Annotated in this window: 15 protein-coding genes and 1 tRNA gene; 5 read left to right on the top strand and 11 right to left on the bottom strand. The window is 72.9% G+C overall.

Annotation, left to right across the window (positions count from 1 at the left end):
- Positions 1-281: 281 nt before the first annotated feature.
- Positions 282-2,387: a YfjP family GTPase gene (locus ACZ4VA_RS01665; protein ID WP_468079248.1), complete on the bottom strand. Its 2,106-nt coding sequence runs from the start codon at positions 2,385-2,387 to the stop codon at positions 282-284.
- A 5-nt stretch (positions 2,388-2,392) separates the two neighbouring features.
- On the bottom strand, positions 2,393-4,000 hold the full coding sequence (locus tag ACZ4VA_RS01660; RefSeq protein ID WP_468079246.1) for a dynamin family protein: 1,608 nt from the start codon (positions 3,998-4,000) through the stop codon (positions 2,393-2,395).
- Positions 4,001-4,313: 313 nt separating this feature from the next.
- On the opposite strand from ACZ4VA_RS01660, the gene ACZ4VA_RS01655 reads away from it, so the two are divergent.
- A tRNA-Arg gene (locus ACZ4VA_RS01655) sits at positions 4,314-4,386 on the top strand.
- Between the two features lie 227 nt (positions 4,387-4,613).
- Entirely contained in the window at positions 4,614-4,886 is a 273-nt protein-coding gene (locus tag ACZ4VA_RS01650) for a chaplin (RefSeq protein WP_355793357.1), read from the top strand.
- Positions 4,887-4,965: 79 nt separating this feature from the next.
- On the opposite strand, the gene ACZ4VA_RS01645 is transcribed toward ACZ4VA_RS01650, so the two are convergent.
- The 9 genes from ACZ4VA_RS01645 to chpG form a co-directional block, all read right to left on the bottom strand.
- Entirely contained in the window at positions 4,966-5,832 is an 867-nt protein-coding gene (locus ACZ4VA_RS01645; RefSeq protein ID WP_468079244.1) for a tyrosinase family protein, read from the bottom strand.
- The gene (locus ACZ4VA_RS01640; RefSeq protein ID WP_355793359.1) at positions 5,816-6,274 is read right to left on the bottom strand and encodes a tyrosinase family oxidase copper chaperone; all 459 of its coding nucleotides are present in this window, start codon (positions 6,272-6,274) and stop codon (positions 5,816-5,818) included. The genes ACZ4VA_RS01645 and ACZ4VA_RS01640 overlap by 17 nt, the downstream gene beginning before the upstream one ends.
- A 90-nt stretch (positions 6,275-6,364) precedes the next feature.
- Positions 6,365-6,874, bottom strand: a complete 510-nt coding sequence (locus tag ACZ4VA_RS01635; protein WP_356164851.1) for a hypothetical protein — start codon at positions 6,872-6,874, stop codon at positions 6,365-6,367.
- 140 nt (positions 6,875-7,014) lie between these two features.
- Positions 7,015-7,644 carry a vitamin K epoxide reductase family protein gene (locus tag ACZ4VA_RS01630; RefSeq protein ID WP_356164848.1) on the bottom strand — a complete coding sequence of 210 codons (630 nt, stop codon included), beginning with the start codon at positions 7,642-7,644 and terminating at the stop codon, positions 7,015-7,017.
- Entirely contained in the window at positions 7,644-8,141 is a 498-nt protein-coding gene (locus tag ACZ4VA_RS01625) for a DUF5949 family protein (protein WP_468079241.1), read from the bottom strand. The genes ACZ4VA_RS01630 and ACZ4VA_RS01625 overlap by 1 nt, the downstream gene beginning before the upstream one ends.
- A 197-nt stretch (positions 8,142-8,338) precedes the next feature.
- A complete protein-coding gene (locus tag ACZ4VA_RS01620) occupies positions 8,339-8,578 on the bottom strand; it encodes a chaplin (RefSeq protein ID WP_355790396.1) in 240 nt (79 codons plus the stop codon).
- Between the two features lie 85 nt (positions 8,579-8,663).
- Complete coding sequence (locus tag ACZ4VA_RS01615; protein ID WP_355790399.1) at positions 8,664-8,972, bottom strand: hypothetical protein; 309 nt, start codon at positions 8,970-8,972, stop codon at positions 8,664-8,666.
- A 233-nt stretch (positions 8,973-9,205) separates the two neighbouring features.
- Positions 9,206-9,925, bottom strand: coding sequence for a hypothetical protein (locus ACZ4VA_RS01610; RefSeq protein ID WP_355790402.1), 720 nt, complete (start codon positions 9,923-9,925; stop codon positions 9,206-9,208).
- Positions 9,926-10,155: 230 nt separating this feature from the next.
- On the bottom strand, positions 10,156-10,395 hold the full coding sequence (chpG, locus tag ACZ4VA_RS01605) for a chaplin ChpG (RefSeq protein WP_121402990.1): 240 nt from the start codon (positions 10,393-10,395) through the stop codon (positions 10,156-10,158).
- Positions 10,396-10,698: 303 nt separating this feature from the next.
- Between chpG and ACZ4VA_RS01600 the strand changes: the two genes are divergently transcribed.
- From ACZ4VA_RS01600 to ACZ4VA_RS01590, 3 genes are read left to right on the top strand one after another with little or no spacing between them, the layout of a single operon-like run.
- Positions 10,699-11,805, top strand: coding sequence for a DUF3344 domain-containing protein (locus tag ACZ4VA_RS01600; protein ID WP_356164841.1), 1,107 nt, complete (start codon positions 10,699-10,701; stop codon positions 11,803-11,805).
- A 40-nt stretch (positions 11,806-11,845) separates the two neighbouring features.
- Entirely contained in the window at positions 11,846-13,090 is a 1,245-nt protein-coding gene (locus ACZ4VA_RS01595; RefSeq protein WP_356164838.1) for a glycosyltransferase, read from the top strand.
- Positions 13,087-14,520 carry an exopolysaccharide biosynthesis polyprenyl glycosylphosphotransferase gene (locus tag ACZ4VA_RS01590; protein ID WP_468079237.1) on the top strand — a complete coding sequence of 478 codons (1,434 nt, stop codon included), beginning with the start codon at positions 13,087-13,089 and terminating at the stop codon, positions 14,518-14,520. The genes ACZ4VA_RS01595 and ACZ4VA_RS01590 overlap by 4 nt, the downstream gene beginning before the upstream one ends.
- Positions 14,521-14,535: the final 15 nt, after the last annotated feature.

Here is a 14,535-nt window from a genome sequence, read left to right as displayed (position 1 = left end):
CGGATACGCGTACGGGCCCGGCCCGTACGGCTGCGTCTGCCGCGGCGACCGCGTCGGTGCGATCGCCGCGGATTCAGACTGCCTCCGCCGGGCCGGACCCGCTGAGAGCTGTGGGCCACCGGCCGATTGTGGACAACGCCGCCACCCGAACGAGTAGTTCCGCTCCCCGCGCACACTCTCCGTGCCCGGACGTACTACCCGTGCCCGTCGCCTCTCTCCCCCCGCCCCGAAAGCTCAACGCCCGTACGGCACACCCGCCCTCGCCCGGGACCCGTCTCCGCCTACACCCGCGTCCCCACGACCCTCCCGTACTGCTCCCGCACCTCGCGGTACCGCAGCAGTTCCGCGGCCACGGGATCGAGTACGCGGGCCCGTCCGCACCCGGCCGCCGCCTCCCGCAGCCGCCGTTCCGCCTCCAGCCCGTATCTGCGGGCCGGGCCGCGCGCGGCCAGTTTGCTGCTCCACTCGACGACCGGGCCGCCGACGATGCCCGCCACCATCAGCAGCACCGGCACACCGAGATTGGGCGACATGAACCCGATGATCTGGCCCAGCAGCCACAGGCCGCCGACCACCTGAAGGATCGTCATGGACGCCTGGGCGAACACGGCGACCGGCCACCAGCCGGGACGGGGCGGCCGGCCGGGAGGTCCCCCCGCGCGCACCGCCAGCTCGTCCAGCGCCTCAGGGAGCCCCTGAGCGCCCCGTGCGGCCGCCTCGCGCACCGCCTGCGCCCAGGGCGCCGGGAGCCCGTACGCGGCCCGCTCGGCGACCGTACGCACCGCCTGCTCGACGCGCTGGCGCGCGGTGCACTCCTCGTCCGCGGGAGCCCGCACGGGCAGCCGTCCGGTAGGGGGTTCGCGCCGGTCCTGGTACCACCTCCACAGCCGCAGCCAGGGCGTGCCGCAGGCACGGTTGGCGTTGCGCAGCCAGGCGCGTTCGGCCGCGTCGCCGGCGGCCGTCGCGCCCACCGCGTCCGCGAGCCGGTCGGCGAACTCGTCGCGCGCCTCCTCGCTGAGCCCGGCGCGCCTGCCCGTGGAGTAGACGGGCCACAGTCGGGCCGCGGCCACGTCCAGGTCGGCGGCGATCCGGCGGGCCGCGGCGCCCCGTTCGGCCACGAACTGGCCGAGCGCCTCGCGCAGTTCGCCGACTCCCTCCCCGGTCAGTCCGGACACCGCGAGCACGGTGGCGCCGGGCTCGCCGTACTCCCCCAGCGCGATCCCGTCCTCGTCGAGCAGCCGACGCAGGTCGTCGAGGACCTGGTCGGCCGCCTCCCCGGGGAGCCGGTCGACCTGGTTGAGGACCACGAAGGTGACCTCCGCGTGCGCCGCCATGGGCCGCAGATAGCGCTCGTGGAGCACCGCGTCGGCGTACTTCTCCGGGTCGACGACCCAGATGACCGCGTCGACGAGCGCCAGGATGCGGTCTACGTGCTCGCGGTGCTGGACGGCCGCGGAGTCGTGGTCGGGCAGGTCCACCAGGACGAGCCCGCGCAGCTGCGCCTCGGCCTCCGGGCTCTGCAGCGGCCGTCGGCGCAGCCGCCCGGGGATGCCGAGCCGGTCGATGAGCGTGGCGGCGCCGTCGCTCCAGCTGCACGCGATGGGCGCCGCTGTGGTGGGCCTGCGCACGCCGGTCTCCGAGATGGCCACTCCGGCGAGGGCGTTGAAGAGCTGCGACTTGCCACTGCCGGTGGCTCCGGCGATGGCGACCACGGTGTGCTGCCCGGAGAGCTTGCGGCGGGCCGCCGCCTCGTCGAGGACCCGTCCCGCCTCCGCGAGCGTCCTGTTGTCGAGCCGCGCGCGGGAGAGGCCGACCAGTTCGCGCAGGGCGTCGAGCCGCGACCGCAGCGGTCCGTCGTACGCGAGGGGCTCGGGCGGTGCCTGTACGGCGGGCCTGGTCTCGACGGCCGGTACCTCCTGCGGGGTGTCGCTCTCCGACACCCGGCGGGCGATCAGCCCGTCGTCCCAGGCGGGCCCGGCCTCCGTACCGGCGGCCGCGTCGGAGCGGTCCTCGGCGCCCCCGGTGCCCTCGCCGCCCTTCTCGTCCTTGTCGCCGCGGCCCCTCCTGGTGATGAACCTGATCGGCTTGATCGTCCTGCCGGACCCGCCCGCGTCGGCGGACGGTGCGGGCTTGTCCGGCTCCGCGCGGGTCAGCCGCGGGGTGCCCTCCTCGCGCTCCACGCGCGCGTGGACGCCGTCGGAGGGGGCTTTGCCGGCGGACCCGTCCCCGGTGGGCTCACGCCCGGGACGCTCGCCGCCTCCGGGCTCCGCCGGGGACGCGGCCCCGGAACGGGCTTCCCCGGAGAGGCCGTTTTGGGAAGTGCCGTCCCCGGAGGGCTCGTCTCCGGGACGGTCGGCGTGATCCGTGCGGTCAGTGACGGCGGTCACAGCGGTCACCTCTCCTTCTGCAGTACGGACAGCGCGGCGATGAGTTCGGCCTGGGGTTCCGGGTGGACCTCGAGTGCGTCGAGGGGCGCGAGACGGCGTTCCCGCTCGGTGTGGAGCGCCTGGTCGAGGTAGTCGGTGAGGAGGCGGCCGCCGCGGTCCCGCAGCCGCAGGGCGCCGTGCGCGCCGATCCGTTCGGCGAGGCCCTCGCCCGCGACCCGCGCCCGGCGTCCGCCCAGGAGCGTGGTGGCGACCAGCGCGGCCACCACCTCGGCGTCCGGCGCGACGCTCTTGTCGAGGTCGCGGACCTCTTCCTCCGCGTACTCCTCCAGGACCCGCCGCCAGCGCCGTACGGCCATCCCGATGCGGTGCTCGGCACTCTCCAGGGTCGGGTCACGGTCCGTCAGCCCGGGTGCGTCCGCGGCTGGTTCGCGCCGCCACGCCTCGTCGATCCGTTCGTCGGCGGCGGTGACAGCGCACAGCACGAGCGCGGCGAGGCTCTCGACGAGCGCGTCGAGAAGTTCACCGGCGGTGCAGTCCAGCGGGTACGCACGCCACCGCTTCAGCGCGTCCCCGGCGAGCACGGCGCCGGACTGCAGACGCCCCCGTACACGCGCGTACTCGCTGTCGTAGGCGCCGTCCACGGCCGCGGTGAGCCGCAGGGCGGCGGCGTACTGAGCGGCTGCCGCGCCGGCCAGTTCGGGCATCCGGGACTTCAGCGAGTCGAGGACCCCGTAGGCGGTGCGGGCCATCGCCTCGTGGCGGGCCGCGGGGTCCTGGACGTGGTGGGTGAGCCAGGTCCGCAGCGGCGCGACCGCGGTGGCCGGAAGGAGACCGCCGCCCCAGGCGGACTCGGGCAGTTCGGGCACGGTGAAGCGGGGCACGTCGCCGAGCCCGGCCTTGGCGAGCAGCGCGCCGTACTGCCGCGACACCTCGGACACCACCTGGTGGGGCACCCGGTCGAGCACGGTGACCAGGGTCGCCTTGTGCTCCTTCGCCGTCCGCAGCAGATGCCACGGGACGGCGTCGGCGTACCGGGCGGCCGTCGTCACCATGACCCAGATGTCGGCCGCGCAGATGAGCTCGGCGGCGAGGACGCGGTTGTCGGCGACCAGGGAGTCGACGTCGGGCGCGTCCAGCAGAGCGAGGCCAGGTGGCAGCGTGTCGGCGGTCTCGATGCGCAGCACCCGTTCGCCGCGCTCGACCGGTGGGTTCATGTCGTCGCCCGACTCCTGATGGGGCACCCACACGCGCGTGAGGTCGGGCAGCACCCGCATCCCGCTGAACCAGTGATGGTCCTCCGGGTGGCAGACGAGCACCGGGGTGCGCGTGGTCGGCCGCAGCACCCCCGCCTCGCTGACCCGGCGGCCCACGAGGGAGTTCACCAGGGTCGACTTGCCGGCCCCGGTGGATCCGCCCACCACGGCCAGCAGAGGCGCTTCGGGGTCTCTCAACCGGGGCACCAGATAGTCGTCGAGCTGTGCGAGCAGTTCGTCGCGGTTGGCACGCGCGCGTGGAGCCCCCGCCAGGGGCAGCGGGAAGCGTGCGGCGGCGACACGGTCGCGCAGGGCGGAGAGTGCGTCGAGCAGCTGAGGCCGTACGTCCAAGGTCACCACATGCGAAGAATGCCCAATTTTGGAGGCTTTCTGAAGCATATGGGTATGTCTGCGCGCCGACAGGACACAGGGGGCGGAAGGGATGACTGAGGCGCAGGCATAACGAGTGCACAACACCCGGTGCCACAGAGCCCAAAAGCGGTGCACGATTCGTACCTGCCTGCGATTATCAGGACCGCTTCACTGAACCTCCACATCGAGCCACGGAGGGGAAGCACCAAGGGTAAGGACGCGGGAGCCCTATCCTTGTCCCCGGCAAGGTCACGGATCAGCCCACACCCGGGCAGCACCAGGACACAGGCCACCACACCCGGCCCCCGTAGCTCAGTGGATAGAGCAGGCGCCTTCTAAGCGCTTGGCCGCAGGTTCGAGTCCTGCCGGGGGCGCTCCGCCGCCTGGGCGACGTCGCTCGCCCGGCCCCTCACCTGGTCCCGCCCTCTCCGGCCTCGGGCCCCCTCCCTCCGCCCGGCCCCTACGCCCGGCCCCTCCACCTGCGCCCTCTCCGGTAAGGGTGACGCACCGGTGATCGCCGTTACCCAAGGTGACCGGGCGCGTTGAAGGGAAGTGCGGCCGCGTCCGTGCAGTCGCACTCACCGAGTAGAAGGAGAACGTGATGTCTCGCATCGCGAAGGCAGCCACCGTCGCTCTCGGCACCGGCGCCGTGGTGCTCAGCGGGGCCGGCCTGGCCACCGCGGACGCCGGGGCCGCCGCCGCCGCAGCCAACTCGCCCGGCGTCCTGTCCGGCAACGTCCTGCAGGTCCCGGTCCACGTGCCGATCAACCTGTGCGGCAACACCGTCGACGTGATCGGCCTGCTGAACCCCGCCTTCGGCAACTCCTGCGTCAACAAGAGCGACGACAAGCACGACGGCGGTTACGGCCGCTGAACCGGCCTGCATGTGTGCAACGACCCCCGGCAGCGGTACCGCCGGGGGTCTCGCGCGCCAGGCACCGGCACGTCCCTCGCTACGCGTACCGGTAGATCCCGCCGACGTCCTCCATCTGATCCGGCGTCACGTCCCAGGGCGGCAGGGCCTCGTGCCGCGCGACGATCCGTCCGTACTGTGAACTGCCCAGTCCTGGCGGGCTGGCCGGCAGATAGCGCCCTCCCCGGTGCTTGCGCTGCCAGCGGGTCCAGACGAGGTCCACGAAGGCGTGGTGCAGCCAGAAGACCGGGTCGTTGACGGAGGCGCCGCCGAGCATGTGCCCGCCGACCCAGCGGTGGACGCGGTTGTGGTTGCGCCAGGCGGCGCTGCCGCTGCCCGGCCCCCATCCCTCCAGCTTGTTGCGGAACCCGCGCGCCGAGGTCGAGTTCCAGGGCTCGGTGTCGTAGACCGGGTCGTCCAGCGCCCGGGCCAGCTCCGCCGCGGTCGGCAGGTCGATCGGGTTGTGCGGGCGGCCGAAGTCGCGGGTGAGGTACTCGACGTCGGTCACCCCCTCCTTGATCTTCCACTTCCCGTGCCCGTAGGCGAACGGGCCGGTCATGACCCGGTGGTCGGAGGGCCGCCCGTTGCCGCCGAGCAGGTCGCTCGTCCAGGGGGCCGCGGACGGCGTACGGCTGCGGGTCCAGTCCCAGTAGGGCACGCTCACCGAGGAGTCCACCCGCCGCAGGGCACGCTCCAGGTCCAGCAGGAACTTGCGGTGCCAGGGCAGGAAGGACGGCGCCATGTGGGCGGTGCGCAGCTCGTCGTCGCCGTCGGAGACGTAGTACTCGATGTGCGTCCGCACGAATTCGTCGTACTCGCCCCGGCGTTTGACCTCCAGCAGGGCGCCGACGAACCGCCGCCGCTCGGCGCGGGTCAGGGAACTGACGTCCCTACGCGTGTACACCATCGTGCCTCCCCCCTGTGGCGGGGCCGCGCAGCCGCTCGGAGGCGCCGAGCACGTCGACGGCGGCGCGCGCCGCGGCGAGCGGGGTGGGGTAGGACTCGTAGTGGTCGACCATGCTCAGATACGAGCCGTCGGCGCGCCGCATCAGGTGCAGCGGCCGCCCGTCCACGGTGACCTGCCACTGCCCGCTGTCGTAGGCGGCGCGGCCCGCGACGGACCAGACGCCGTGGATGCGGCGGCCGCGGTACGTCTCCTCGAAGGTGTCCGCCACGTCGTGCGGGTCGGACACCACCTCGTCGCCCCCCGAGGGTCTGGAGGCCGCCACGACCGGGACCGCGGACACCGCGACGAGCGAGGCGAACAGCGCGCGCATCGCGTTCCGGCGGGTTCTGTTCCCGACCTCCACCGGACCGGCCGTAGTGACCGGCACTCTGCTGACGGACATCGTTCTCTCCTTGTCGGATCCCGTGGCGGTGGCCGCCCCGGTGGGACGCGGGCGCCGGGGACCGGACCACGGACCCCCGGCCCCCGCCGGTCAGTCCCCGAGCCCGAGATTCAGCCCGGGCGCCGTCTGCAGCAGCGGGGTGAGCACGGCCGCCTGGGGCAGCTTCGGGTCGGGCAGGCCGAGGTGGTCGGCGTTGGGCGCGGTCACCGGGGTGTCGACGGACAGCCCCGGGGTGAGGGTCCTGAGGTCGGAGGCCGGGGCGTCGACCACCAGGTACTCGAATTCCTGTCCGAGGGCCTGCGGGAGGGGCGCCTGGACGTCCGCACCGAGCAGCCCCGCGCTGATCGGAAGCTGCGGGAGGGTGCGCTCGGGCATCAGACGGCCCGTGACGTACCGCGGCCCGTTCGGGCTTCCCGGCACGGGGACCGGCAGCTCCCCGGCGACCCTGGGCAACTCCATGCCGAGAGCGCGCTCGGCGCCGCCCAGCGGTACCGGGACGGGGACGACGGGAGCCGCGGCGGCGGGCGTCGCGGCGGCGCCGACCGAGGCCGCCACACCGGTCAGGACGGCGGCGAGGGTTGCTCGAGTGGTGGACTTCATCTCAGGTACGGTCCCTTTCAGGATTCGGTGCATTGGGTCCGTACCGCGTAACGATCCCGGGAACGGCATCAGCGAAAGATTCCCCCGACGGACGCAGTAATAGGACCGACGGCCATGCGGCTATCGGATCGGTACGACGATCAGCTCGTCCAGAAGTCCCACCAGCGGGTCAGGATCAGCATCCCGATGACGCCGATGTGCACCGCCGGCAGGACCCAGGTGAACTCGGTGAGGAACTGCCTCGCCCAGCGGGGTGCGGGCAGGAACCGGTTCCGTACGTTGAACGAGGTCACGTACCAGAACATGAGGATCGTGGCGACCCACGCCAGACAGCACCACAGGCACAGCGAGTTGATCCGGTACAGCGACTCGAACTGGAGCCACGAGACGAATCCGACGCCGAACAGCGTCCCCGCGTCGAGGAGCAGCCAGTACCAGCGCGGGAAGACGGCACCCGCGAGCAGGCTGACGCCGACGCAGACGACGACGCCGTAGGCGACCAGTCCGAGCATCGGGTTGGGGAACCCGAAGGCGGAGGCCTGGTCGCTCTTCATGATGTTGCCGCAGGAGACGACCGGGTTGAGGCTGCAGCCCGGTACGAAGCCCGGGTCCTCCAGCAGCTTGAACTTGTCGATCGTGATGACCCAGGCGGCGAGGAGACCGGCCGCACCGGTGATCACCAGCAGCAGCGCGAAGGCACGGCCGCCGCCCACCGCCCGCACCTCGGACCGGGCGCCGGCGCCCGTCGCCGGCCCGGTGGTGGCCGCCATCAGCCCTGGGCGGCGCGGGCGGGCAGGAGCACGTGCGCCGCGCTGTCGAGGATGCTCTCGTCACCCGCGAAGGCGGCCAGGTCCTCCGGCGCCACGGGCTTGCCGGGCTCGGCGCCGGGCCACGGGCGGGTGGCGAACAGGAAGTAGGCGTAGCCGCGCCGGCCCACGGCGGCGAGCCACTCCTCGGGGACCACGCACCGGGCGTGGAGGTACGGCATGTCGACCACGGCCTCGCCCCCGTCGACGACGAGGGTCAGCGGCAGGTCCGGCCGCTGGGAGCCGTCGATGATCTGGTCGCCCGTCGACAGGCCGTTGGCGCGCAGGAGTTCCTCGACCGCGGCGGTGGATGCCTCCGGGCCGCCCGCGCCGTCGCCCAGGGTGTAGGCGAGGAGGTAGGGCATGTCGCCGTCGGGGGCGGCGCCGCTGAAGGCCATGACGACGAGCGTGCCGAGTTCGGCGGCGCTGAACGGACGTGTGTCGCTTGAGGCTGAGGTCACCGCAAGACCCTATCCAGGCAACGGAATTCGCCCCGCCGACTCATCACTCGACAGGGTGACACCACAGGGCCGACCACCCGAATGAGGGACGGATGTCGAACAGGGGAGAAGGCCGGCTCCGAGCGTCCGGAACCGGCCCTTCGGCGTCATCGTGTCGCCGGGTGCCGGCGCGTCAACTCACCCGCCGGCGTACGACGTCACTTGTTGACGCACACGTTCCCGGCGGCCGGGTTGAGAACGCCGATGATGTCGACGGTGTTGCCGCAGATGTTGACCGGGATGTGCACGGGGATCTGAACCACATTGCCGGAGAGGACGCCGGGAGAATTGACGGCGGCACCTTCGGCTTCGGCGTCCGCGAACGCGGTGCCCGCGGCGGCCCCCATGGACATTCCCACGGCGGCCACGAACAGAGCGGCCTTCTTGACGGTGTTCATCGTCGGTCCTTTCTTGGAAGGTTTGCTCCAGCCTATAAACGGCCCCGCAAGGCTTTCCGTAAGGACACGCAATAAAATGAACTGATTAACCGTTGACGGGAAGGCCGCCGAGCAGGGTGTCCGAGGGGCTGCTCACCGTGTTCAGGGTCTTCGTCGCGCCCTTCACGGTGCTGAGCGCGGAGTCCTTGTTCTCGGTGTCGAGCGCGTCCGACTGGTGCTTCAGGGGCTGAAGGTCCTCGACGTCCAGCGAACGCTGGCTCGCGATGGTCTCCACCGCGCCGTTCAGGCCGCCGTTCAGGCTGGTGGGCGCGGCGTCGTACGCGAAGGCGGGAGCGGCGGCGCCCGCGGCGACGAGGGAACCGGCAATGACAGCGGCAGCCTTCAGGGGCTTCATCGTGTTCCTTTCTTCGGCAACTCGCGTCGCCAGGAGGAATTCAATACAGGCACTACTTATGCCTGGTCTCTCACTTCGCCCTGGATAACGAGCCCCGTGGCACCCGGAAACCCCGCGCCCGGTAAATTCCTGGACGCCACCCGAATGAACGGCGTGTCTCATTCTCATATAAAACAGCCGTCGGGCTTGGCCCCCCGGGCCGGCCCGACGGCTCCGCTGCCGCGCCGCTCGTCTCAGGCGCCCGCCCCGAGGCCCAGCAGGGAGAGCAGACCGGTCTTGGGGAGGCGGGAGGAGTCGGGCAGGTGCTGCATGCCCGGCATGCTCGACACGTTCGACGGGTTCAACCCGCTCGTCAGGTCCGCCGACTGGGCGGAGTCGGGCAGTGCGGACGTGTTCGGCTCCGTCGTGCTGTTCGCGACCACCGTGGAGACCACGACGTCGACGAGACCGGTCACCAGGCCCGTGGCCGCGGGGACCACCTTGCCGAGGTCCCCCGAGGTGACCGCCTCAAGGAGCTTGTCCAGGCTGCCGCGCAGCTTCGCGAGCGGGTCGTCCTTGACGTCCGTGGCGTCCGTGCCGTCTTCGCTCCCCTGTCCGTCGGCGTCCGCCGCCGGGTCGGACCGCGGTACGGAGGCGGCCTCTTCGGTGATCTGGGCGATCGCGGCCTCGGCCGCGGCACCGAGTTCCTCCGTCTCCTCGTCGGAGAGCCGGGCGTGGTCCGTGGTGAGCACGGTGTCGAGGAGGTCGGTGACCGGGGTCAGCGGGCCGCCGAGTCCGGCGAGGGCCGTGACCTGCGGCAGGAGCCCGTCAGCACCGGGGACGGGAGCGGCCGCGCGGGCGTGGCCACGCGTCGGGGCGCCGTCGGCCGCGAGTGCGGCGGGAGCACCGATCCCGAGCAGGAGCGCGGCGCAGAGTGCGGAGGAGGCGATGCGCCGGGCGGGCAGAACACGCATTGACGTTCCCTTCGATGGTCGCGAGGAGCTTGTGATCACCGTGGGATCGGTGATCTTGCCCTGCAACCGATCGGCCCGCCACCGGTGTCCGCGTGTCGACGCCACCGCGGGCGTCGTCGCTGGTGAGCGCGTTCTCGTCGCGCTGATACCCCATCCGTCCATTCGGGGCAACGCGGACCGGCCGCCCTCCCGTCAGGGGAGAACGGCCGGCAGAAGGGTCCGTACCGGCGTCAGTCGTTGACGCAGACGTTGCCGAACGCGGGGTTCAGCAGGCCGATCACGTCGACGGTGTTGCCGCAGACGTTGACCGGGATGTGGATCGGAACCTGCAGGACGTTGCCCGACAGCACGCCCGGGGAGTTGGCGGCGGCGCCGTGTGCGTCGCTGTCGGCGGCGGCGATGCCGGCGGTGCCCGCCACAGCGGCGGCGGCAACGGAGGTCAGGGCCAGGCCCTTCGCGATACGCGACATGGAGAGGTGCTCCTTGGGGGTCGACACAACATCCGGGCGGATATGCCCGGCGTTGTGTCAACGCGCGGCGCACTCGCGGGTTGTGCCTCCAAAGGAGTGATGTCACAAGTGCCGGGCTTCACCATTCCGACACACTTGGCAGGTTTCACCGATAAATACCGACAACGGCTAGAGTTGCGCTCCTCCCGAGGCCCCTTGGCACCACGGGACGGACGGGGGAACTGACCGACACCTGTGCGATCCGCACGCGACAGTCCGTCCGTCGTTCCAGAACCTTCACAGCTCGGAAGGGCAACGCCGATCATGCGTCATTCCCCGGGTCCTCTGCTGCGCCGTGCCTTGGTGGGCTGCCTCGCCCTGACCTCGCTGTACGCGCCGGCGGGCCACGCGAGCACCGCACCGCCCCCCGCGGAGGCCGAGAGCCTCGCGTTCACGCAGCGGTACCACGCCCTCCAGCACGGCGGGATCGTCCGCGCGGCCAACTCGTCCATCAGCTGCCGTACGGCGCCCGCCCCCTCCCGCACGTCGGGCTCGTCGCCGTGCACGGCCGCGCGGGCGGGCGGGACGGCCGCGAACGACGACTTCGACATGTTCTACATCGACGTCGACAAGGACCCGAACACCTACAACTCCAGCCGGGGCGAGGTCCGTCTGCCGCGGGGCGCGCGGGTCACGTACGCGCGCCTGTACTGGGGCGGGAACCTGCGCGTGGGCGAGCAGAAGCCGCCGAAGGACAACGCGCGCGTGCTGGTCGCCGAGCCCGGCGGCCGGTACAAGGCCGTGCTCGCGGACACCGTCGTCGGACACCGGGTGACACGCGGGGCGGACGCGTTCCAGGCCTCCGCGGACGTCACCGGGCTGGTGCGGGCGAGCGGTTCGGGCCTCTACACGGTGGCGCAGGTCAACGTGGCGATGGGCCGCTCGGCCGCCGGCGCCTGGGGCGGTTGGACGCTGATGGTGGCGTACGAACGGGAGTCGGAACCGCTGCGGCACCTCGCGATGTGGGACGGCTTCGCCCCGCTCGGGCCGGGCGCGGACCAGGTCGTCGGGGTCCGCGGGCTGCCCCTCGCACCGGGAGCCGGCGGCCGGGCGGGACTGGTGGCCTACGACGGCGACGCCGGGCGCGGAGGGGATTCGCTCATGGTGTCGACCGGACGCGGACGGGTGACGGCGCTGAGCGACTCCGCGAACCCCGCGGACGACGTCCTGAACTCGACGATCAGCGAGCCGGGACCGGCCGCCGCCAGGCGCTCGCCCGCCTTCCCCAACACCCTCGGATACGACTCCGACGTCTTCGATCTGGGCACGGCTCTGCGGCGCGGCGGTGACCAGTTGGCCTTCCGGCTCGTTGCGCAGCAGGACGCGGCCTGGGCCGGGGCGCTCTTCGTCGCTGTCGACGCCAAGCAGTGACGCGCTCCCGCCGGCGCCGTCCGTGAGCGAGGAACCGCGTATGCCAGTGTCATCGACCGACCCACCGACGCGGGTCCTGCATGTCACCCAGCCGGTCGACGGCGGGGTCGCGCGGGTGGTCACGGACCTGGTGCGGGCGCAGCTCGCCGCCGGACTGCACGTCACGGTCGCCTGCCCCGAGGGCGGCGGGCTCGCCGACACGCTCCGGATGCTCGGCAGTGACGTACGGCGGTGGCGGGCGACGCGTTCGCCGGGCCGCCGGCTGGCGTCGGAACTGTGGCAGCTCGGCAGGATCGTCGACGAGATGCGGCCGGACGTCGTGCACGCGCACAGCGCCAAGGCCGGACTCGCGGTGCGGCTCGCCCTGCGCGGCCGGGTGCCGACCGTGTTCCAGCCGCACGCCTGGTCGTTCGAGGCGGTCGGCGGCGTCACCGCCTCGGTCGCGCTGCGGTGGGAGCGGTGGGGGGCACGCTGGGCCTCGCGGGTGGTGTGCGTCAGCGAGGCGGAGCGTACGACCGGGGCGCGGGCCGGAGTGGCCGCCCGGTGGCGGGTGATCCCCAACGGCGTGGACACGGCACGCTTCCGTCCGGCGGACGTGCGGAGCGCGCGCTCCGGGATCCCGCTGCTCGCGAAGGCCGGCCCGGCCGGTCCGCTGGTCGTCTGCGTCGGGCGGCTGTGCCGGCAGAAGGGGCAGGACGTCCTGCTGGCCGCGTGGAGTTCGGTGGTCCGGCGGGTGCCGGGGGCCCGGCTGGTACTGGTCGGGGACGGGCCCGACACCCCCGAACTGCGCGCCGCCGCCCCCGACTCCGTGCTGTTCGCCGGGGCCGCCGCCGACGCCGTGCCCTGGTACCAGGCCGCCGATCTGGTGGTGCTGCCCTCCCGCTGGGAGGGGATGGCCCTGGCGCCGCTGGAGGCCATGGCCTGCGAACGCCCCGTCGTCATCACCGATGTCGACGGCGCCCGCGAAAGTCTTCCGCCGGGTCTGAAGGACCGGTGCCTGGTGCCCGCCGAGGCGCCCGGGGCACTGGCCGAGGCGCTGTGCGGCCTGCTGTCCGATCCACCGCTGCGGGAGTCGCTCGGCCGTCGCGGCCGGCACCACGTGCTGGCCACGCACGACGTGCGGCACACGGCCGACGCGGTCGCCGCCGTGTACGGCGAGCTGCTCGTCGCGGAGCCGTCCCGGCGCCGCGGGCGGTCCGCCGCGAAGCCCGCCGGGCACGCCGAGCGCGCGGAGTTCGCCGCGCGCGGGGCACACAACGAGTGCAGGGAGTCCATCCACACGTGACTGCGGAAAGCACCGTTCCCTCCCCCGGCGGACAGCCACGGGAGCACGGATTCTCGCCCGTCTCGGTCATCCCTCCGCGCGAGGCCGCCGACGGCTTCAGATTTCCCGCCGGCCCGCGGACCTCCGTACGGCGGACCGCGCGGTGGCCGCTGCCCGCGGTGGACGCCGGCGCCGCGCTGCTCGCGTCCCTGGCGCTGACCGGGGCCCAGCGCCATCCACTGCTCGTCGGCCTGCTGCTGGCCGCCGTGATCGGCCTGAACGCGCGCGCGTCGCTGTACCGGCCGCCCGCCGTGCCCGCCGTCCTGGACGAACTGCCCGCCGTCTGCGGGCGGATCGTCGTGGGCTGGTGCGTGCTCGCGGCCCTCGTCGCGGCCCTCTCGCCGGCCGACGCGCTGTCCGCGGGGACGCTGGCCGCGGGCTGCGCCGCGCAGTCGGCGGCGAGCTGTCTGGGCCGCGGCGCCGTCCACTGGCGGCGGCGCAGGGCGCTGGTCCGGCGCCCCGAGGCGGCCCTGGTGATCGGTCCCGCCGGCACGGCCCAGCGGGTGGCCGCGGCCTTCCTGCGCCACCCGGCCTGCGGGGTGCGGCCGGTCGGCATCGTGGACCGGCAGCCGTCCGGCGGCGAGGGGCTGCCGGTGCTGACCACCGGCGAGGAGGTGCAGCGGGCGCTCATCCAGAACGGCGTCCAGACCGTCCTCGTCGTCGGCCGCCGCGCCGAACACGCGCCGCTGCTGCGCGCGCTCGGCGAGTCCGGCTGCATGCTGTGGGAGGTCGACGCCGAGTCGCCGTCGTACGACGTGCACGGCGAGCGGCTCGCCGGGTTCTCCTGCCGGCGGCTCAGCGTGGGCGAGCCCCGGGGCGGCGCGGGCAAGCGGCTGCTGGACGTGCTGGTCTCCGGGGCGCTGCTGCTCGCGGTCAGTCCGCTGCTGCTGGTGTGCGCGGTGGTGCTGCGGCTCGCCGACGGGCCCGGTGTGGTCTTCCGGCAGGAGCGCATCGGCAAGGACGGACGGCCGTTCACGCTGTTGAAGTTCCGCACGCACCGGCCCGTCGACGCGCACGAGGCGGCGACCCGGTGGAGCGTGGCGAACGAGCACGAGATGAACCCGTTCTGCCGTTTCCTGCGGCGGACCTCGCTGGATGAGCTGCTCCAGCTGTGGAACGTCTTCTGGGGCGACATGAGCCTGGTCGGCCCGCGCCCCGAACGCCCTTATTTCGTCGCCAAGTTCAGCCAGACGTATCCCGGTTACGCGACCCGCCACCGGATGCGGACCGGCATCACCGGGCTCGCCCAGGTGCACGGTCTGCGCGGCGACACCTCCATCGAGGACCGCTGCCGCTTCGACAACGCCTACATCGACAACTGGTCGCTGTGGCAGGACGTCTGCATCCTGCTGCGCACCGCGGTCGCGCTCGTCCGTCCGACGGGGAGCTGACCAGGTGAGGGTCAG

The sequence above is a fragment of the Streptomyces sp. NPDC028308 genome (assembly GCF_055565855.1).
The sequence above is the reverse complement of the archived record's forward strand: the minus strand, read 5'-3'. Positions and strand labels throughout refer to the sequence as shown.

Coding starts and splice junctions, on each gene's coding strand:
- ACZ4VA_RS01595 (WP_356164838.1), top strand. CDS start 11,846: ATGCCAGTGTCATCGACCGACCCACCGACGCGGGTCCTGCATGTCACC.
- ACZ4VA_RS01640 (WP_355793359.1), bottom strand. CDS start 6,274: ATGTCCGTCAGCAGAGTGCCGGTCACTACGGCCGGTCCGGTGGAGGTC.
- ACZ4VA_RS01610 (WP_355790402.1), bottom strand. CDS start 9,925: ATGCGTGTTCTGCCCGCCCGGCGCATCGCCTCCTCCGCACTCTGCGCC.
- ACZ4VA_RS01620 (WP_355790396.1), bottom strand. CDS start 8,578: ATGAACACCGTCAAGAAGGCCGCTCTGTTCGTGGCCGCCGTGGGAATG.
- ACZ4VA_RS01635 (WP_356164851.1), bottom strand. CDS start 6,874: ATGAAGTCCACCACTCGAGCAACCCTCGCCGCCGTCCTGACCGGTGTG.
- ACZ4VA_RS01645 (WP_468079244.1), bottom strand. CDS start 5,832: ATGGTGTACACGCGTAGGGACGTCAGTTCCCTGACCCGCGCCGAGCGG.
- ACZ4VA_RS01650 (WP_355793357.1), top strand. CDS start 4,614: ATGTCTCGCATCGCGAAGGCAGCCACCGTCGCTCTCGGCACCGGCGCC.
- ACZ4VA_RS01630 (WP_356164848.1), bottom strand. CDS start 7,644: ATGGCGGCCACCACCGGGCCGGCGACGGGCGCCGGCGCCCGGTCCGAG.
- chpG (WP_121402990.1), bottom strand. CDS start 10,395: ATGTCGCGTATCGCGAAGGGCCTGGCCCTGACCTCCGTTGCCGCCGCC.
- ACZ4VA_RS01600 (WP_356164841.1), top strand. CDS start 10,699: ATGCGTCATTCCCCGGGTCCTCTGCTGCGCCGTGCCTTGGTGGGCTGC.
- ACZ4VA_RS01615 (WP_355790399.1), bottom strand. CDS start 8,972: ATGAAGCCCCTGAAGGCTGCCGCTGTCATTGCCGGTTCCCTCGTCGCC.